A 17,504-nucleotide genomic window follows, 5' to 3' on the forward strand; every position below is an offset into this window, starting at 1 on the left:
TTCCACCCATGCGCCCGGACAAGTGAACCGAAGCTGGTAGATTCCACTGACATTGCCGTTGCCGTTCTGCTGGTAGAATCCACCGCCGGCTTAGGTACAAGAGCCAACCTCCGAGTCGCGTACGCTGGTAAATTCCACCACTCAAAAGTCCCCGATTCGGCCAATCACGCTGGTAGATTCCACTGGACATCTATCGCTCTGGCAGGCGGAAAAAGTTGTTCAGTGGAGTCTGGAAGCCAGTCGGGTGGAATTTACCAGCAGGCAGCCGAGTCGCTCAGTGGAATCTGCCAGACAAGCAAATAGGTTGAACCAAATAGCTCCAAATAGCCTGCGCTGGTAGATTCCACCGTTGACGATTTCTCAGCTCAATGAGGAAATAGGCCACATGAGGAACATTCATAAGCTGCTGATCGATCATGGCCTTGATGCCGCTCGTGAGCTTGTCGTCGACAAAGCCGAGCGGCGTCAGTTGGAGATTGCCGCTGCTGTTCTGGCAGAAGAAAGCGAGACCCTCGGCATTTGTCATGCCGGTTTTGCTCTGACTTCGCTACCTCACAAAGACATTATAGAGCCTTTCTGGCGCCGTGAGGGTCATCGAATTACCTTGATGGTCGAATCAGGCCGTGACCGTCAAGGCAATGTAGTAGGTATCCCATACGGTTCAAAAGCCCGAATGATCCTCATCTACCTTCAAACCCAGGCCGTCCGCACTCGATGCCGCGAAGTTGAACTCGGCGGATCTCTCAAGGGCTGGATGAAGAACATGGGAATGGCATCCATCGGCGGAGCCACCTATAAGATGGTTACCGAGCAGGCTCGTCGCATCTCCGCATGCCGCTTGACCTTCTTTACGGATCACGGCCACGCAGACCGGGTCGCCAAGGGTGCGTTTGTCGAAGAATACTTCGACTTGGCCGGTATGCTGAACGATGACAACCAGCCGACCCTGTGGCAAGACAAGGTAACCCTAAACGACGCCTTCTACCGCTCCTTGATCGACCATCCCGTACCAGTGAGCGAAACGGCGCTCCGAGAGATCGGCAACAAGTCCATGGCGATCGACATCTATGTCTGGCTCGCCTACCGCCTTCACAGTCTCAGCAAACCTACACCGGTTTCTTGGCCGGCGCTAATGGCTCAGTTCGGTGCTGGGTTCAACGCGATGCGCAATTTCAAGCCAGCCTTCACTGAGGCGCTTCGCATGGCATTGGCAGCCTACCCAGATGCCAAAGTGCAGGTGGAATCTACCAGCATCACCTTGTACCCAAGCGCACCGCCAATCGCTAAGTCTCGCGACAGGCTTGGGATTTTGTAGGCCGGCTGCGGCCTTTTCGCCACGCCACACCGTTAGGTGCCAGTCTGCAGCCAGAAAGCGTGCGCACTTTACACGGTCACTGCTATTCTCCGGCCAGCTTTATTGCTTGCGCCGACGGAGACCCCAATGAGCATCATCGTCTCGGCCTCCACAAAGGGAGGCCCAGGCAAGACTACGCTCGCGATGTGCCTTGCCAGCTACTGGCACGACGCCGGCGTTTCGGTGAAGTGTATAGACGCAGATCCCAACAAAAACCTTTCCCAGTGGCTCGGCCGGGCTGGACAGCCCTTCCCCTGTGCGGTCGTTGGCGACGACGATGTGGTGCAGGAAGCAGAGTCAGCCAGCGAAGCGTTCGACGTTGTCATTATCGATGTCGCCGGCAGCCAGGGGCAGGCGCTTGTCTACGCTGCCGGTGTGGCTGACCTAGTGCTAATTCCCACACGGCCAGACTTCAAGGACATTATGGAAGCGATCCGGACGCAGCAATTCGTCAAGAACGCCGAACAGATGATGCGCCGCCGGATCCCAGACTTCCGAACGCCTCACTTCGCTGTCCTGACACAAGTTAATCGTCGCGCCGTGGTGACGGAACACAGCCGCAGCCAACTCGAATCCCTCGGCCTGTCAGCGCTCGGTGCCGATCTTCCATCGCGCACCGCCTATAGTCAGTCTTCCTTCGCAGGCGCTTCGCCCCTGGCTGACCAACATATTCGCGCCGACGTGGAGGCCATGGCTGTAGAGATCACCCGGAAGCTGGAGGAAGCTCATGGTTGACCGGGAATCAAATGCACCAAATCCAGAGATTGGCGCCACGACTGTGTCAAAGCCGCGCGGCCGCCGGAACAAACTGCAGGCGATTTCAGCGACGGATGTTCAAACCGTTCTGCAACCTCTTGCCAAGACACTGCCGGCTACCCGGATGCCGGCGTCTGACGTGATCGAGGCCGATTACGCGACCCTGAGCACAGTAGACGAATATGCTTATGAGGTTGGCCGGCTGTGGGGGGAGGCTAGCCGCACCTTCGTCCAAGTTGGGCGACGCATCAACCAAGCGAAGGCGACCCTCGTCCATGGCGAGTTCATGGAGTTGGCTCAGCAGCGTCTCCCCTTTTCGATCGATATTGCCGAGCGGCTTATGGCGATCGCGAGGGCTGTCGATGATGGCATCTATCCGGAGACTGTCCTCCCGCCCAACTGGTCGGTTGCTCACGCGCTGGTCACATTGAAGGATGACGAGCGCCCGAAGGCGCTGGAGGAGGGACTCGTCCGACCCAACGTGACGCGCCGTGAGATTGCCGAATTTAAGAGAAGGCTTCGTAAGGGCGGTGGCGAGGTCGACGAGCGAGCGGCCGCACGCAGGGAACTCGCTCAGCTCCTGACCCGCATGGAACGTGATCGTAAGAGGCTGGCCGAACTGCAGGCATTGCTCGGACGCGAGCTATCGTGAAAGTCTAAACCGTGGTTTAGAAAATGCCGCCCGTCATGCTGTGACGGGCGGCTCACACCGTAAGGTTTCCAAGCCACGCCGGCTTTTTGAGGAACCATCCTCTCAATGTACGGACAGAGGCATCCCGTTCCCGCAGATCGACCGCGTTAACCAAACGGCCCAGTTAGGGGTGATGCACTGCAGCGCTTGCCCCACCTCTGCAGTGTGGATGAGTTGACCAACAGTCGGCGGAGTTCAGGCAGGTTAGTCCTACTCACACATTGAAAATGAAAGCGTTGACCGAAACGCTACTCTTCCGCAAAACTGGCTTGTCGACAGCATTCTGAGACTATGATGAGCGAGACTGAAACCGTCACTGCTGAAGTCATCGCAGTCCGAAAGGCACCTGTTGGTGGAAAGCTTCTGGCGTTGGTCGATGTTACTATTGCCATTCACGGCATCGAGTTCAAGGTCCGCGGGCTTCACGTCTCGCGGGAAATCATGGATGGCAATCACGCGACGTCCGTTACCTCACCGCTCCATCGGGACACCGACGGGCAGTGGAGCCCAACCATCACCTTCCCCGTGGAGCTTCATCAGCCGCTGACAGATATTGTGTTGGCGGCCTGCATCGACGCTGGTGTCTGCCGCGAAGCGTAAGATGGTCAATCCACGATGACAAAGGTTTGCTCTCAGGCCCCCCTTGAAGCGTTCATCCCATTCTCGAACAAACCCGAAAGGTTGTATGGCACCCCCCACCCCCCGAGGCGGCCATCCACCGCGACCGAGCTTCAGCAAGGCGCGGACTTCTGGCGCAGGCCCAGCCGGTGTTCGCCCAGCGCCGGCGCGCGTCGACGGCACAGCCCTTCAAAAGCAGACTCAATGGCTTGCTCGAGCAACCGATGCCGAGCGCAGCGGTGACAGCGTGGAGGCCGAACTCTGCCGTCAGTACGCCGAGCACTGGTTCCGCGTGTCACGAGGGCAGGACTAAGGGAGATGATGCCATGACCGACAGCGTCCTAAGCGCACAGGAGCGAGCCCTGATCCGCAACGAGTTCATGGTCCGCTTCGGCCAAGCGCCGCGGCTGGACGCCGGCATCCTGGTGAAGCGGTGGGCGACCGGTCCGAACAAGGGCAAACCAAAGCCTGGGGCTGTCATTCAAGGGATGCTTGATCGCGGTCTGCTGGAGCTGCGGGATGACGGGGCCCATTGGCTGCGGGCCCGGTTCACCACGGCCGGTCTTGCTGCTCTGCGGCAGATAGCTAAGGATCAGCGCGCCCTTCCTCCGGGCGAGTATTGCCATCTGCTTGAAGAGCTCGGCCTTGTCCAAGCGGCAGATCAAGACAACGCGTCACAAGGTGGTTCTGGCCCTGGGCTTCTCGCATGATACAGCCTGTTCTGACGGTGAATGCCCCCATGCGGCAAGGATGAGCGCATGTTCGTGGTGAGTGAGGAGGAGCGGGCTGCCATCCGTCAGGTGTTCGAGGCCGGCGGTGAGTGGGCTGCCGTGGCCGAGCTGCGCCGGCATTTTCCGCTTCAGCGCAACGAGGATGCCTTAGCGGCCGTCCGAGCAATCATGCAATGGCGATCAGAGCCTCCATTGCAGGTCCGCGGGCATAAACGGGAGGATGCCGGCTCGAAGCAGACGAGTGCCAGCATCGGGCCGATCGACACGGGGCACGACAACAGTTCGGTGTTCGAAACGACGGGGCGGAATGCCACCTTGCTCGACAGGAAGGATTGGACGCCAGCAACCTTTGAGGCGGTCGCGGCTGAGCATGGTGGCACCGGGGCCGTGATCACCATTGCGCTTGAAGGCGAGGTGTGCGGCGCCTTCGGCATTGACCAACGTGCGGCAGCAGATGACGTGATGGTGTGGGTGGTGACGCATCTGCCCACCGGGCAGCGGCTGCCCCGTGAATTCCTGACCCGCGCGGCGGCGATCGCCTGTGTCATCAGGCTGGAGGGGCTTGACTGCTGGAGCATGGTGGATGCTGCGGCGATGCAGAGGCATCCTGACACTGTGGTTGCGCAACGCGTCCTGATCGAAGCGCCCGGCAGCCGCGAGGGGTAGGACGGACCCCTATCCGCGTTTCGATAGTGGCTATGTCGAACGCTCCACGGAGCGTGCTGCGACCGCCCAGCATCAGAGAACAAGAGCCCACCCACCTTGGACTTTCTCTTCCTGCGCCATGGAAGCCTGCGGCGAGCAGAGCGGATGAAGGAGACCACCGTGTTGCAGCACGGTGCCGTCAGTCCAAGGTCGTCGTCTTCGGGCAGGCCGCGGTGTCTATCGGATACCGCGTCCAGCAGAGCGTAAGAGATGTCCGCCCGCGCCCGGATCATTACGCGCTCGACCACGCCGGAGAGCGGCTCGCGATCCTCCTCAGGGGAAGCGGATTGACGTGCGGCATGGGCACAAAAGGACGTCAGCTGCTCTCTGCCATTGCTGTTATGCCCCCTCCCACTGAGAACAATAACATCAAACTGGGCTGAGAGGGGACGGTCAAACCGGAGCGTGGTCTGGTGAGAGCCTCATCCGCCCGGCCGATGTCACCCATCGATGGGAGCCAGCAGGAAATCAAGGTCGTCTGCGGTGAGCAGATCCTCCGCCGTCTGCCCCTGCTCGTAGACCGCGTCGCACAGCCGGCGCTTGCGCTCTTGAAGCTGCACCATGCGCTCTTCCACCGTGCCACTGGTGACCAGCTTGTAGACGAAGACCGGCTTGTCCTGGCCGATGCGGTGGGCACGGTCGGTCGCTTGGTCTTCGACCGCCGGGTTCCACCACGGGTCATAGTGGATCACCGTGTCGGCGGCGGTTAGGTTCAGCCCGGTGCCGCCTGCCTTCAGGCTGATGAGGAACAGCGGCACCTCGCCTGCCTGGAACCGCCTGACCGGCGTCTCACGGTCCCTGGTGTCGCCGGTCAGTTCAACGAAAGGGATGGCGAGCCGGTCGAGTTCCGGCCGGATCAGGTCGAACATTGAGGTGAACTGCGAGAACAGCAGGATACGCCGGCCATCGGCAAGCAGCTCCGGCAGCATCTCCAGCAGTCGGACCAACTTGGCCGACGCAGCTCCCTTGGCCGCCCGCTTGCGCGCACTCTCCAGTTTCACCAGCCGCGGATCGCAGCAGACCTGCCGCAGTTTCAACAGCGCATCTAGGATGGTGATGCGGCTGCGCGCCAGCCCCCTGCGCGCCACCTCGTCGCGCACGCGCTGATCCATCGTCAGGCGGATGGTCTCGTAGAGGTCGCGCTGGCCGCTGTCGGGCTCCACCGCCTCCATAATCTCCGTCTTGGGCGGCAGCTCCGTCGCGACTTCCTCTTTCGTGCGACGCAACAGGAAGGGGCGAACGCGGCGAGCCAGCACGCGTTGGCGCTCGGCGTCGCTATGCTTTTCGATGGGGGTGCGGAAGGTGCGGCGGTAGCCGGTGCGGTCACCGAACAGCGACGGCACGCTGACCGCGAACAGCGCCCACAGCTCGTCCAATGTGTTCTCCACCGGGGTGCCGGTCAGACACAGGCGCTGGCGCGCCTGCAGAGCTTGTGCCGCCTTGCTTGCTTGGCCGGTGGGGTTCTTGAGACACTGTGCTTCGTCGAAGATCGCCAGATGCCAAGCTTGGGCCGTCAGGACGTCGCGATCGCGCGGCAGCAGCGCATAGGAGGTCACCACCAGATCGAACTCGGCCAGCGAACCCTGCGCCGCCTTGCGCCGGGGACCATGCAGAACCAGCGTGCGCAGGCCGGGAGAGAAACGCTGCACCTCCGCCCGCCAGTTGCCAAGCACGCTGGTCGGGGCGATCAGCAGGCTCGGGCGGTCAAGCCGGCCGGCCTCCTTTTCTGCCAGCAGGTGGGCCAGCGCCTGCACGGTCTTCCCCAGCCCCATGTCGTCGGCCAGGATGCCGCCGAAGCCGTGGGTGCTCAGAAACTGCAACCAATCAAGCCCAATCTGCTGGTAAGGGCGCAAGGTGGCGCGCAGCCCCTGCGGCGGGGCCACCGCCGGAACGCCTCCCGCCTTGCGCAGGGCCTTGGCCATGCTACGCACGGCATCAGCGCCGAGCAGTGGGATGCCGGCAGCCGATGCGGCTTCTTCCAGCGCCGAGAGGTCGCCCAGATGGGAGCGGCCGATCCGCAGTTGCCCACCGCCCGGCTGAAGGCCGAACAGTTCCATCAGCACGCCGATCATCGGCGCCACCCGCTCCACCTCCAGCGGGAGGTAGCGGGTGGAGCCGATCCGCACGAACATTGTTCCGGAAGGCGCCAGCTGCTCCAGCACTGCCTCCAGTCCCGGCGACAGCCTGCCTGCCCTACCGGCGGTGTTCTCCTCATCGACGAAGAAGTCATCCTCAAACATGCCGTCGTCGAGCAGGTCCGGACCAATCCGGGCGAGCGCATCGATGACCTCGCGCAGCACCGGCAGCAGGTCGATGCGCTCACCGCCAATGTCGACGCCGAGCGACAGGCCGAACCAGTCGATCCCGGAGCCGTCCTCGACCTCGAAGGCCCAATCCTTCGGCGCCTCCAGAACCTCGAAGGGGAAATCGGGAGCGATCTCGACGCTCCAGCCGGAGGCCCGCAGTCCGGGGAGCCCTGAATGGCAGAAGTTCAACCAGATCGAGCGCACATCAAGGTCGTCGCCGGGGGCGGCGAACAGCTCCTCACGGACCGGCGAGACGCCACCGACGCTGAGCGGCAGTGGCGGGACGGCGAGGCCAGCCTCCTCCAGCCGCTTGATCGCCTTCCTCTCCTCTTTTGGCTGAGGTTCGGCGGTGACGAGGACACCGTCCTCCATCCATTGCAGCGGCGGCCCTCGCCGTTTCCAATGCAGGCGGGTGCCGGCATAGTCGAAGTGCAGGTCGGCGACCGGGAGTTCGGGCATTTCCGTCATCCCATAGGCTGACGGGTACAAGGAAGACATTCCCGCCAGTCGGGCCACGCCCAGCCGCAAGACCGGCCGCGGCACAATACGGCGGTGTTCGGTCCGTGTCGGGGCGTCCGGCAGCACCGGCAGCCGGTCGCCGAGCCGTTCCGCCTCGGCCCGGAAGGCGGCCACCTCGCCCGGCGGCAGCGGCGGGGCCGTCAGCAGGGTGACGGCGATCTGCGGGGACACCGTTGTGGCGTCGACAGGGCCGCAGGTGGCGTTTGTGGGATCGACATAGAGCAGCGGCACCGTCGGCAGCACGATCGCTGGCGCCATGTCGGTGGAGTGCGGCTGAAGCGCGATGGTGAAACGCTGACGGCCGGCGCCATCGGCCTCCCAACGTGGCGTCCCGATCAGCGGCGGGCCTGAGTGCAGCGGACTGCCGGTGCGGAAGTCCCGCCAATACAGCCGGCCGGTGCGCAGCATGCGCTCGATCAACCAGGGTGCCATATCGGCCGGCAGCAGGAAGCCGTACGAACCGGCCTGTGCGTTGCGCGACACGGCATTCAGCAGCGCGTGATCGGCCGGGGTGACGAACTTCGCCGAACTCAGGGTACCAAACTGATAGGCGTCATACGCCTTGTCGTCGTTGGCGAACTGGCCGTCTTTGCGCAGGGTGGCGGAGATGACACGGAGCAACAGCGTCCGCTCGCCGGAGGGGGTGTCATCCAAGCACAGGACATAGAGCAGCCGCTTGCGGACGGTATCGGCATACTGCTCTGCGGTTTCACGGAGCGCCGCCGCATTGAGCCGCGCCAGCAGGTCCCTCACCGGAAAGGAGAGGCCGGGTTCCGCGGGAGCCATCTGTTCTCGATTGGCAGCCGTCGCCGGTGCCGGCAATGATGGGCTGGACAGACCGGAGAATGGCTGTTCAGACCGCCGGCCGGTCGCGGAGGTGCTGGCGGCGCGTTCTATCCAGGCCAGCAGCGCTGCGGCGACATGCTTGCAATTGTACCCCACCGGACAGTCGCACTCGCCTTCAACCTGCCGCAGCGCGCCATTGACGATCTTCACCGTTATGTCCTGGGCGTAAAGCGCGCGACCCGAGCCCCTGACAGTCGACAACACGCTCCAGCTATCTCCCCGCCGCTGCTGCACCTCAATGGTCTGAACGCGGCCATCTGCCCAATATTGCCGCCCCCGTTCAAGCGAGCCAGCATCGACAAAGCGGCGAAGGTCGGAGGGGGCAAACACGCGCTATGTCTCCTCGCACGTGTCCAGATGTGGTTGGAACGGGCGACCTGCAATGACAGAAGGTGGCGCATTATCCGCAGCTGACTCCTCGGTCGCAAGCGGCGTCAGCGCAGTAGGTGACACTTCCAAATGTGGTTGGGGCCGGGGCAGCGCATAAACGGCACAGGATTGATGGAGGGCCGAATGCGTGGACACCGCGTATACTATCATGCTCCTCAGGGAGGTTATGGTGAGGGACGTTGGTGCAAAAGTGCCCGGCTGGTGGCGGTGGGGGGGTGCAAACGGGTATAGAGGCGGCCCGCTGACGCCGATGGCTGTGTCAACGAACCATGGCCCACTTTGCTGATGAAATCTGGCCCACCTCCCATGGGTTGGCAGCTGAATGGCCGATAACCGACCTCTTGGCTGTGCGCAGCAGCTCGTCCCGGCAGTCCATAGGCAACGGGGGCCGCCGCCGCGTTTTCATTGCGCTGGGTGGCGGCCCCCGCCTTGCCTGTGGACCCGCCGGGGCGAGCGTCGATCGCAAGATTTCATTCATGTTTCTGCCCGCGTTTGGCCAGGGTGCGGCGGAAGCGATAGGACGTATCGCCGCTTTCGAGGATGTGCGCGCGATCGGTGACACGGTCGAGCACCGCCTTGCACAGCCGAGGATTGGGGAACACTTGGCCCCATTCGGAAAACGGCAGGTTCGTCGTCACGATCAGCGCCGCCTTCTCCGCTCGGTCAGCGATAACTTGAAACATCAGTTCGGCCCCGACATCGGCGAGCGGCACGTAGCCCAACTCGTCGATGCACACCACCTCCACCCGCTCCCAGCGCCCTAGAGCGCGGCTCAACTGGTTCTCCGCCCGCGCTTCGACCAGCTCATTGATCAGCGCCGCTGCCGTCGTGAAGCGTACCCGCCGCCGTTGTCGGCAGGCGGCCACGCACAGGCTGATTGCGACATGCGTCTTGCCGGTACCCGCTTCCCCGATCAGCACGATCGGCTCAGCACGCTCGATGTAGCCGCCACCCGCCAAATCGGCCAGACGGCTGGCCTGCAGTGGCGATTGGCTGAACTCGAACTCCTCCAGGGTCTTCACGCGTGGCAAGCGGGCTTCCTGGATGCGGCGTAGCACCGCCTTGCGCTCGCGCTCCTCGACCTCCGCTGCCAGCAAGGCCTCTACGTATTGGACGTGGCTGTGCCCCTCGCGCAGCGCTGTCTGCGCCAGACGGTCAAACTGTGCCGCCAGCGTGGGCATCTTCAGAAGACGACAATACTGGCGAATGGACTGCTCGATCAGCGTGGTGCTGGCCGCCAAGGTGGCTGTGGTCCGGTTCATGGCGCGACCTCTTGGCTTAGCAGCTGATCATAGCTGTCCAGCGAGGGCGCCGGCCGGTCGAACCGGGCGAGTGCCCCAACCTCAACGCTGTCCAGGGGTGGACGCTGCAATCGGTCGGCGGTCAGCAGATAGCGAACAGCTTCGGCATCCGAGCAGCCCATCTGTAGAGCCGCGGCCACCGCCTCCTGCAAGCGCTCATAACCGAATATCTTACCGAACCCCAGCACCGCTACCATGGCGCGGGTGCCGTGCTGACGGCCATGGCGTTCGATCAGGCGCTGCCAGTAGGCGTCATAAGCAGCCGGCCAGCGGCCACGCTGACGCCACTGCTCCAGCGGCTTGGAACCGGCCAAGGCTCCGGGTTTGTGCTCCAACACCTCCAGGTAATGTTCAAGATCGAGGATCTGCTGGCGCCGTCTGTAACAACGCTCATGGCGGGCAACCATCCGCCCCTCGTGCCAGACCTCCAGATGCGCCGGATAAAGCTTGGCGTGCACACGCGTGCCGACGCGTACCGGGACCGAATAAGCGTTGGTCTTGACCAGCACGCAGCCGGCGCTGTCGACCCGTGGGAAGCTGATGTCGGCGAGATCAAAGCCATTCTCGGGCAAGTCGATCAAGTGCTCGCGTTCGATAGCCATCGCCTCTCCGACGCTGTGCTGGCGGCCGTCAATGACGCGCCGCTCATCCTCTCGACAGCCCAGCAGCAGCACCTCGTTGAGCACGGCGAGATCGCCGGCGCACGGCACCGGAACCCAATGATTGCGCCGAAATTGTCCGTTCTCGCCCTCAACCCCGCCTTTCTCGTGCCCGGCTTGCGGCATGCAGAACTGCGCTTCGAAGCGCCAATGTGAGCGGAAGGCAATGAACCTCTCCGTCTCCTCACGCAGCCGCCCGCGCAGCACCTTGCGCACCGCGCTGCCGAGATTGTCGTAGCGCAGCACTCTGAACACCCCGCCGAAGTAATGGAAGGCATGCTCGTGCGCCTCCAGGAAGGCCTGCTGGGTGGCATGTCGGTAGGCGCGGTGAAAGGCGCCACCGCTGGCCATCGCCCGCATGCAGAAGACCTGCAGTTTGAGGCGCTCGCCGTCGAGATCAGCGTAGGCCTCATACCAGTCCACCTGGCCCTCCTGTCCCCAATCATAGGACTGCGGCACGAAGGTCTCCCGACTGATCAGACCCAACGCGCGTTTGCGCTCGTGCACGTAGTTGCGCACCGTGCTCTCCGCAGCGGCCACCTCCGGCATCTCCTGGCGGATCCGTTTCCAGATCCGACGCGCCGTGTGACGCTGCTTGCGCGGAGCGCGGCGATCAGCCTCCAGGATGCTGTCGATGAACGTGGCGACCGGCCCCAGCACCGGCTTGACGCGTTCCTTATAGGTGCGCTCCGGCGGGATCGCGCTCGCCAGAGCCTGTCTCACCATACGTCGGTGGACGCCAAATTTCCGGGCCACGCCTTTGACCGTACCGACGCCAAACTCGTATTCACGCCGTAGCTGTTCGAAGAGCTCCACCTTCCGTCTCCTGTCCATGTCGCCCCTCCAGCTGTCGCTGGAAAGGAACGGTGCACGATCGGGACAGGGGGCCAAATTTCATCAGCACGGTGGGCCGGATTTCGATAGCACAGTCAGCCGAGACCCCGATGCCGTACAAGGCCAACGAGTCCCGCCGCCACAAGATTCCGAAGGCCCGCTATCGGGTTGCGAACTGGGCGGCCTACGACGCTGCGCTACGCCGGCGCGGCGACCTGACGATCTGAGTGACGCGTGAGGCGATCGCCGCCTGGACGCCGGCCAATACGGGGCGGCGCGGTCGGCCTTTGCATTACTCGGCCATCGCCATCGAGACGGGGCTGATGCTGCGCTTCGCCTTCGGGCGGCCTTGGCTGCAGATTCCGATGAAGCCGGCCGGGTATTCCGATTTGAAAGCGGCCACTGTTCCGAACTGAAGCCGGCCAGCGTTCCGAAGGAAAGCGGCCGGGGTGGCGTATCCCCGCGAGGCGTTTTTCGTGTCGCATGAGCATGGCGTCGGGTCAAGCCGCCATGATCATGTCGAGGTGGAGGGCGTCCCCGGAATCCATAGGAGGGCCCCGGGCAAGCCGGTCGCGAGCGCGCCTCATCACGCTGGAGAGCGGCCGGCTTGCCTGGGAGGTGCCTGTGGAGCTCCGGGGGCGCCCGGCGGTCTCGTCACTCTCCGTCGGACAGGGCTGGCTGGCGTCGCGGCTTGCGCATTGAGTCTCCGGTGAGGTCGATGCGGTAGGCGTTGTGAAGAATGCGGTCCAAGATCGCGTCCCCGAGAGTCGGATCCCCAATGAGTTCGTGCCAGCGGTCCGTGGGGATTTGGCTGGTGATCAGCAGAGAGCCGGCGTTGTAGCGGTCCTCTACGATCTCGAGCAGGTCGCGGCGCTGCTCTGCGTTCAGCGGCTCTGGTCCCCAGTCGTCCAAGATGAGAAGTCGCACGCGGGCGAAGCCACGCATCAGGCGGGCGTAACGGCCGTCGCCATGTGCCAGGGCCAGGGTCTCGAACAGCCGGGGCATCCGCTGGTAGAGTACCGATAGGTTTTCGCGGCAGGCACGGTGGCCAAGCGCGCAGGCCAGCCAGGATTTGCCGATGCCGGTCGGCCCGGTGATGATCACGTTCTGGTGGTCGTGGATCCATCGGCAGGTCGCCAGCTTCTGGAACAGCGCGCGGTCCAGCCCACGCGGCGCCCGGAAATCAACATCCTCGATCACGGCGGGATGGCGCAGCCGGGCGCTCTTGGCGCGCGCTTCGAAACGTTTCTGCCGCCGCAGCGTCACCTCGTGATCGAGCAGCACACCCAGCCATTCCTCATGGCTGAGGGTGCCGGCCTCGCGGTTGGTCTGCATCTCGCGCAACGCCTTGGCCATGCCGTGCAGCCCCAGGTCGCTGAGCTGGTCGAAGGTGGGATGGGAAAGCATGGTGGGCTCCTAATGAAAGTACCGCGAGCCGCGGATGTTGGCGTGGTCCAGCGCCGGCGCCTCAGGGCGGGCGGTGGAGCGAACCCGGTCCAGGTTGTTGCGTAGGATCGAGGCGATGCTGTCGGCGGTGGTGGCGCCGATCTCCAGCGCCCGGGCACTCACCGCCTCGGCACGGGCCCGGTTGGGGCCGCGAAACAGCTTCAGCACGCCACGGCAGGTGCGGAAGCCCTGTTCCGGGTGCGGCCGGCTGGCGAGGATGGCGCGGATCAACGCCACAGTGTTGGGGCCGAGGTCGCCGGCGTCCCGCTCGAAACGTTCAGGGCTCCACTCGGCGTATCGGCGGTGTGCCGCCGGCATGTGCTCGGGCACGGTGCTGTGGCGCTCGCCGCCGTGTCGGCGGGCATGGGCGGCGACCCGCTGGCCGCGGTGGAAGAACTCCACCGTGGTGGCGGTGAGGCGTGCGTCGATCTGTTGGCGGATCAGCGCCGCCGGTACCGAGTAGTAGAAGCCGGCGACCTCGACATGGTAGTCGGGGCCGACGCGCACGAGCTTCCACTCCGCGTATTCGTAGGGCGTGTCGGGTAGCGGCCGCAGCGCCGGCCGATCAAGCTGTTCGAACAGCTCCCTGCGGCTGAGCCCAAGGCGACGCTGGGGTCGTGTGTTGAGGTCTTCCAGCACCCGGTCGATCGCGCCATTGGCTTCGGCCAGGGAGAAGAACGGCAGATTGCGCAGCCGGCCGAGGATGAAGTATTGCGCAATGCGCACACCGGCTTCCACCTTGGCCTTGTCACGCGGGCGACGCGGACGCGCCGGCAGGATGCCGACGCTGTAGGCGTGCGCCATGTGGGCATAACTGCGGTTGAGCTCCGGGTCGTAAAAGGAAGCCTTGAGGACGCCGCTTTTCAGGTTGTCCGGCACGATCAGACGCGGGCAGCCCTGAAACGCTTCCAGCATGCGGACATGCGCCCCGATCCAGTCGGGCAGCGTCTGCGTCCAGGTCGCCTCGGCGTAGGTGTAGTTGGAGGCGCCCAGCACGGCGATGAAGAGCTGGGCGGGCCGCACGGCGCCGGTGGCGGGATCGCGGATGGGCAGCGTCTTGCCGGAGTAGTCGACGAAGACCTTGTCGCCGGCCAGGTGGGGCTGACGCATGCTGGGGGCGAGCCGCGCCTCGAACTCCCGGTACAACTCGCAGAAGCGGCTGTAGCCGTAGCCGTCGGGATGAGCGGCGCGGTACTCCTCCCACAGGATCATCAGCGTGACGCCCGGGCGTTTGAGTTCGCGGTGCATAGCCGCCCAGTCGGGTTCCGGACGCCGGCGGGCGCCGGGGCGAATGTTCGGACGGGCGAACAGCCGCTCCTCCAGCTCGGCATCGCTGAGGTCGGGGGGCAGTGGCCAGGACAGGCCTGCGACATGGGCGCGCTCCAGGTACTCCGCCACGGTGCTGCGCGCGACACCGAGCTGGGCTGCGATCTGGCGATCGCTGGTCGGCAGCAGGCTGCCGAACTTCAGGCGAAACAATTCACGGATTTGCCGCATGGAAAGCCTCAAGGCTGGCATCCGCTCCTCCTGTCGGTTGGATCAGGAGGCGGTGCTTGATGGAAGCTCTCCTCGCAGGGAAGACACCATCATCATGCCGACGATGATGCCGGCCGCCTTCACGGTGGAAGGGGGGCCGGCTTCATGTCGGAACGGTGGCCGCCTTCAAATCGGAATGCCGGCCGGCTTGCGATCGGAACACTGGCCGCTTTGGCGTCGGAAACCGTGGCCGCTTTCAGTCGGAATCTGCACTTGGCGGCAGACCGAAGGCTTGCTGGGCTCGCTGATGCGCCTGCTCGGCTTGGTCCTGCCGGTTCCGGATCACACGACGTTCTCCCGGCGCAGCGCCGACCTGGAGGTCGCGTCGGCGTTGGCCACGACGAACGGGCCGGTGACGGTGGTCATCGATTCCACTGGGCTGAAGGTGTTCGGCGAGGGCGAGTGGCACTTGGAAAAGCACGGCAACCAAGCGCGCCGGACGTGGCGAAAGCTGCACTTGGCCGTCGATCCGGACAGCGGCGTGATCCTCGCCTTGGAATTGACGTCCAACGAGGAGGGCGATGCCTCGCTGGTCGGTCCGTTGCTCGATCAGATCGCGCGCCCAATCGGCACAGTGTTGGCCGACGGCGCCTACGACGGCGAGCCCGTCTACCGCTCCGTGGCCGCCCACAGCCCCGCGGCGGAGGTGATCATCCCGCCGCGCGCGACTGCGGTGCCGAGCGACACGGCCGGAAGCGCTCCCAGCCAATGCGACCGTTACATTCAGAGGATCGTCGAGCGTGGACGGCGCGGCTGGCAGCGGGACGTCCGGTACGGCCGCCGCTCCTTGGGCGAGGTGGCGATGATGCACTACAAGCAACTGATCGGCCGTAGCCTCCGCGCCCGGAGTCTGCCCACGCAGAAGGCCGAGGCTGCTGTCGCTTGCAAGGTCATGAACATCATGACCAGCTTGGGCATGCCGACCACCCGCAAGGTCGCCTGCTCATCACTGCCCCAAGGTGGACTCCCCCGTCACGCCGATTTGCGCAACAAAGTCGGTCGGCGTGCTCTACGGCTGACGCATGCCTGTGCACCGGAGGGCACCCTCAGTTCGGCACGGTCGCTCGGGCGGTCTTGGATGAAGGCCGCCGTGCCCCCTCAGATGGTGGCGGCCGGCGTCAGTCCGGCGTCCGCAGCGCGCCTTCGGGCAGGACAGCACCGTGCAACAGGCGGAGGATCCGCAGGCTGTCGGGCGTCTGGCGGCGATAGTAGACGATGTAGCGCTCGAAGCCGATCACGGGCCATGCCCGCACGCCCCGCAGCGCCGGATTCCGCCACAACCGGGTCGATCCGATGTCGGGGCGCTCGGCGATCCGACTGACGGCCCGGGCCACGGCCATGAGGAAATGTTCGGCGGCGTCCTCGTTCCGCAGGCCGATGCGGGTGTAATGGTCGATCACGTCCCTCTTGGCACGCGGACTCTGGATGACGCGCAAGGCGGTCAGGCGCCCCTGGCGGCCTTGAGGGATGCATGGCACTCGGCTCGCATCGCTTCCAGGTTCCATTCCTCTCCGTCGCCGTCGAGCCCCTCCAGAAGATTACCCTCAAGGGCAGCGTCGGAGGCATCACGGATATCGGCGGCGACCAACTGCGCCACATAGTCCGCCGCGTCGCGGTAGCCGGCTTCGGCAGCGCGGCGAGCCGCCATCCGTTCGATTTCCTGCGGCAGGTCCATTCTTGTGCTCCTTGTCGTCACCGACAGTAACAGGTCGGCAGCCAAGCGGGCAATACCCAGGGGGGAGTGGTCGTCTGCACGTCTACGACCGAGGCCCGCCGATCGCTGCTGTCATCGGATTTCGAGGACGCGCTGAACGCGCTCTCGGCACCATCGACACCCGGGTCGTGCAGCTGGCCCTGTTCGTCGACGCCATCCTCACCGTTCTGGTGGTGGAGGCGGCGTTGGAGGATCAGCTCCCCACCTTTCTGCGGGCGCTCCGACAGGCGGTCCATCGACGGTGTCTTCTGGCGGGCGCCCAAGCCATGGATGCTGGGATCTCGCCGAACCGGGTGGTCCTGTTCGAAGCCGCCGGCTGGCGGCGTCATGGACAGGCGCCTTACCGGTTTGCCTGCGATTTTCTCATGGCCCCGCGTCACGGTCCACCGGTCCACATGCGCCACGGCCTGTTGGATGAGGCTCAGCCGCTCAGCGGCCGGGGGGCAGGAAGCTGAGGTCGCAGGCCCAGACCCGCTCGCCGCCACGGTCGGCGATATCGCGCACCACGCCGGCCTTGGCGAGCTGCTCCACCAGCAGATGCACCCCGCGCAGCGACAACCCGCAACGCCCCTTCAGCTCGCCCGCCACCCGGCTGATGGTGAAGGCCGGACGGTCGTGCAGCCAGTCGAGCACGTCGGGCAGCCGCGAGCTGCTGCGTCGCGGCGTGGCGGCCAGCCGCGCCTCCCAGTGTTCCTGCACCAGATCGAGCTGACGCAGCCGTTCCAGCTCATGCGCCACCAGGTCGGGCATGCTGTCGAGGACCCAGCGCGTCCAGGCGCCCTCGGTCCCGGCCAGGGCGAGGCGGTAGCCGGTGACGTCGCGGGCGAGGGCCGCCGTCAGCGGCGGCCACGCATGATGCAGCCGGCAGGCCTCGCGGACCAGGGCGGGGGCGGCGAGCCACACCACCACACTCCACCAGGAGGTCGGCGGCCGCTCCGCCGCGACCGTGGCGCGCAGGGCGGCGCTCTCGGCATCGTCGTCCGGACCGCGGCGTTGCGGCGCCCCCGGATCGGGCCGCAACGCCAGGGTCCGGATCGCCGCCGCCGCCCCGAGCAGGCCGGGCGCGCCATCCAGGGTGTCGCTTTCTCCTGAAAATCT

At 64.7% G+C, this 17,504-nt stretch carries 16 protein-coding genes and 2 pseudogenes; 9 read left to right on the top strand and 9 right to left on the bottom strand.

Annotated features, from left to right (window positions below; translation table 11 throughout):
* Nucleotides 1-385 precede the first annotated feature (385 nt).
* The 7 genes from CRT60_RS03325 (at nt 386) to CRT60_RS36390 (ending at nt 4,816) form a co-directional block, all read left to right on the top strand.
* The gene (locus CRT60_RS03325) at nt 386-1,315 is read left to right on the top strand and encodes a replication protein RepA (protein ID WP_098735020.1); all 930 of its coding nucleotides are present in this window, start codon (nt 386-388) and stop codon (nt 1,313-1,315) included.
* Nucleotides 1,316-1,441: 126 nt separating this feature from the next.
* Nucleotides 1,442-2,089 (top strand): ParA family protein, encoded by a 648-nt coding sequence (locus tag CRT60_RS03330; protein WP_098735021.1) that lies wholly within the window; start codon nt 1,442-1,444, stop codon nt 2,087-2,089.
* Nucleotides 2,082-2,762: a DUF3102 domain-containing protein gene (locus tag CRT60_RS03335; protein WP_098735022.1), complete on the top strand. Its 681-nt coding sequence runs from the start codon at nt 2,082-2,084 to the stop codon at nt 2,760-2,762. The genes CRT60_RS03330 and CRT60_RS03335 overlap by 8 nt, the downstream gene beginning before the upstream one ends.
* Nucleotides 2,763-3,092: 330 nt before the next feature.
* Nucleotides 3,093-3,401 (top strand): hypothetical protein, encoded by a 309-nt coding sequence (locus tag CRT60_RS03340; RefSeq protein ID WP_146203742.1) that lies wholly within the window; start codon nt 3,093-3,095, stop codon nt 3,399-3,401.
* Nucleotides 3,402-3,486: 85 nt separating this feature from the next.
* The gene (locus CRT60_RS03345) at nt 3,487-3,732 is read left to right on the top strand and encodes a DUF4167 domain-containing protein (RefSeq protein WP_098735024.1); all 246 of its coding nucleotides are present in this window, start codon (nt 3,487-3,489) and stop codon (nt 3,730-3,732) included.
* Nucleotides 3,733-3,745: 13 nt separating this feature from the next.
* A complete protein-coding gene (locus tag CRT60_RS35435; RefSeq protein ID WP_143273049.1) occupies nt 3,746-4,129 on the top strand; it encodes a hypothetical protein in 384 nt (127 codons plus the stop codon).
* Between the two features lie 48 nt (nt 4,130-4,177).
* Nucleotides 4,178-4,816, top strand: coding sequence for a hypothetical protein (locus CRT60_RS36390; RefSeq protein WP_167421613.1), 639 nt, complete (start codon nt 4,178-4,180; stop codon nt 4,814-4,816).
* Nucleotides 4,817-5,295: 479 nt separating this feature from the next.
* Here CRT60_RS36390 and CRT60_RS03360 read toward each other — a convergent pair whose 3' ends face one another.
* The 3 genes from CRT60_RS03360 to istA (CRT60_RS03370) form a co-directional block, all read right to left on the bottom strand.
* On the bottom strand, nt 5,296-8,856 hold the full coding sequence (locus CRT60_RS03360; RefSeq protein ID WP_098735027.1) for a DEAD/DEAH box helicase: 3,561 nt from the start codon (nt 8,854-8,856) through the stop codon (nt 5,296-5,298).
* A gap of 530 nt (nt 8,857-9,386) precedes the next feature.
* Nucleotides 9,387-10,178, bottom strand: a complete 792-nt coding sequence (gene istB, locus CRT60_RS03365) for an IS21-like element helper ATPase IstB (protein WP_098735028.1) — start codon at nt 10,176-10,178, stop codon at nt 9,387-9,389.
* The gene (gene istA, locus CRT60_RS03370; protein WP_098735136.1) at nt 10,175-11,692 is read right to left on the bottom strand and encodes an IS21 family transposase; all 1,518 of its coding nucleotides are present in this window, start codon (nt 11,690-11,692) and stop codon (nt 10,175-10,177) included. The genes istB (CRT60_RS03365) and istA (CRT60_RS03370) overlap by 4 nt, the downstream gene beginning before the upstream one ends.
* A 128-nt stretch (nt 11,693-11,820) precedes the next feature.
* On the opposite strand from istA (CRT60_RS03370), the pseudogene CRT60_RS03375 reads away from it, so the two are divergent.
* A pseudogene (locus tag CRT60_RS03375) lies at nt 11,821-12,069 on the top strand (transposase); the annotation flags it as partial.
* A 295-nt stretch (nt 12,070-12,364) separates the two neighbouring features.
* Here CRT60_RS03375 and istB (CRT60_RS03380) read toward each other — a convergent pair.
* Entirely contained in the window at nt 12,365-13,117 is a 753-nt protein-coding gene (gene istB / locus CRT60_RS03380; RefSeq protein ID WP_098735029.1) for an IS21-like element helper ATPase IstB, read from the bottom strand.
* A 9-nt stretch (nt 13,118-13,126) separates the two neighbouring features.
* Nucleotides 13,127-14,674, bottom strand: a complete 1,548-nt coding sequence (gene istA / locus CRT60_RS03385) for an IS21 family transposase (RefSeq protein ID WP_098735030.1) — start codon at nt 14,672-14,674, stop codon at nt 13,127-13,129.
* Between istA (CRT60_RS03385) and CRT60_RS03390 the strand changes: the two are divergent.
* A pseudogene (locus tag CRT60_RS03390) lies at nt 14,652-15,632 on the top strand (IS5 family transposase); the annotation flags it as partial. The gene istA (CRT60_RS03385) and the pseudogene CRT60_RS03390 overlap by 23 nt on opposite strands.
* A 178-nt stretch (nt 15,633-15,810) precedes the next feature.
* Here the strand turns inward: CRT60_RS03390 and CRT60_RS37715 are convergent.
* The 4 genes from CRT60_RS37715 to CRT60_RS03405 form a co-directional block, all read right to left on the bottom strand.
* Nucleotides 15,811-16,197, bottom strand: coding sequence for a type II toxin-antitoxin system RelE/ParE family toxin (locus CRT60_RS37715; protein WP_098735031.1), 387 nt, complete (start codon nt 16,195-16,197; stop codon nt 15,811-15,813).
* Nucleotides 16,134-16,367, bottom strand: coding sequence for a hypothetical protein (locus CRT60_RS35440; RefSeq protein WP_143273051.1), 234 nt, complete (start codon nt 16,365-16,367; stop codon nt 16,134-16,136). The genes CRT60_RS37715 and CRT60_RS35440 overlap by 64 nt, the downstream gene beginning before the upstream one ends.
* A gap of 17 nt (nt 16,368-16,384) precedes the next feature.
* Entirely contained in the window at nt 16,385-16,735 is a 351-nt protein-coding gene (locus CRT60_RS35445) for a hypothetical protein (protein WP_143273053.1), read from the bottom strand.
* Nucleotides 16,736-16,835: 100 nt separating this feature from the next.
* Nucleotides 16,836-17,426, bottom strand: coding sequence for a hypothetical protein (locus CRT60_RS03405; RefSeq protein ID WP_098735033.1), 591 nt, complete (start codon nt 17,424-17,426; stop codon nt 16,836-16,838).
* Nucleotides 17,427-17,504 lie beyond the last annotated feature (78 nt).

Source organism: Azospirillum palustre (genome assembly GCF_002573965.1).
In the GTDB taxonomy this organism is placed as follows: Bacteria; Pseudomonadota; Alphaproteobacteria; order Azospirillales; family Azospirillaceae; genus Azospirillum; species Azospirillum palustre.

Coding starts and splice junctions, on each gene's coding strand:
- istA (WP_098735030.1), bottom strand. CDS start 14,674: ATGCCAGCCTTGAGGCTTTCCATGCGGCAAATCCGTGAATTGTTTCGC.
- CRT60_RS35445 (WP_143273053.1), bottom strand. CDS start 16,735: ATGACGCCGCCAGCCGGCGGCTTCGAACAGGACCACCCGGTTCGGCGA.
- CRT60_RS03340 (WP_146203742.1), top strand. CDS start 3,093: ATGATGAGCGAGACTGAAACCGTCACTGCTGAAGTCATCGCAGTCCGA.
- CRT60_RS03345 (WP_098735024.1), top strand. CDS start 3,487: ATGGCACCCCCCACCCCCCGAGGCGGCCATCCACCGCGACCGAGCTTC.
- istB (WP_098735028.1), bottom strand. CDS start 10,178: ATGAACCGGACCACAGCCACCTTGGCGGCCAGCACCACGCTGATCGAG.
- CRT60_RS37715 (WP_098735031.1), bottom strand. CDS start 16,197: ATGGAACCTGGAAGCGATGCGAGCCGAGTGCCATGCATCCCTCAAGGC.
- CRT60_RS36390 (WP_167421613.1), top strand. CDS start 4,178: ATGTTCGTGGTGAGTGAGGAGGAGCGGGCTGCCATCCGTCAGGTGTTC.
- CRT60_RS03335 (WP_098735022.1), top strand. CDS start 2,082: ATGGTTGACCGGGAATCAAATGCACCAAATCCAGAGATTGGCGCCACG.
- CRT60_RS35440 (WP_143273051.1), bottom strand. CDS start 16,367: ATGGACCTGCCGCAGGAAATCGAACGGATGGCGGCTCGCCGCGCTGCC.
- CRT60_RS03325 (WP_098735020.1), top strand. CDS start 386: ATGAGGAACATTCATAAGCTGCTGATCGATCATGGCCTTGATGCCGCT.
- CRT60_RS03330 (WP_098735021.1), top strand. CDS start 1,442: ATGAGCATCATCGTCTCGGCCTCCACAAAGGGAGGCCCAGGCAAGACT.
- istB (WP_098735029.1), bottom strand. CDS start 13,117: ATGCTTTCCCATCCCACCTTCGACCAGCTCAGCGACCTGGGGCTGCAC.
- CRT60_RS35435 (WP_143273049.1), top strand. CDS start 3,746: ATGACCGACAGCGTCCTAAGCGCACAGGAGCGAGCCCTGATCCGCAAC.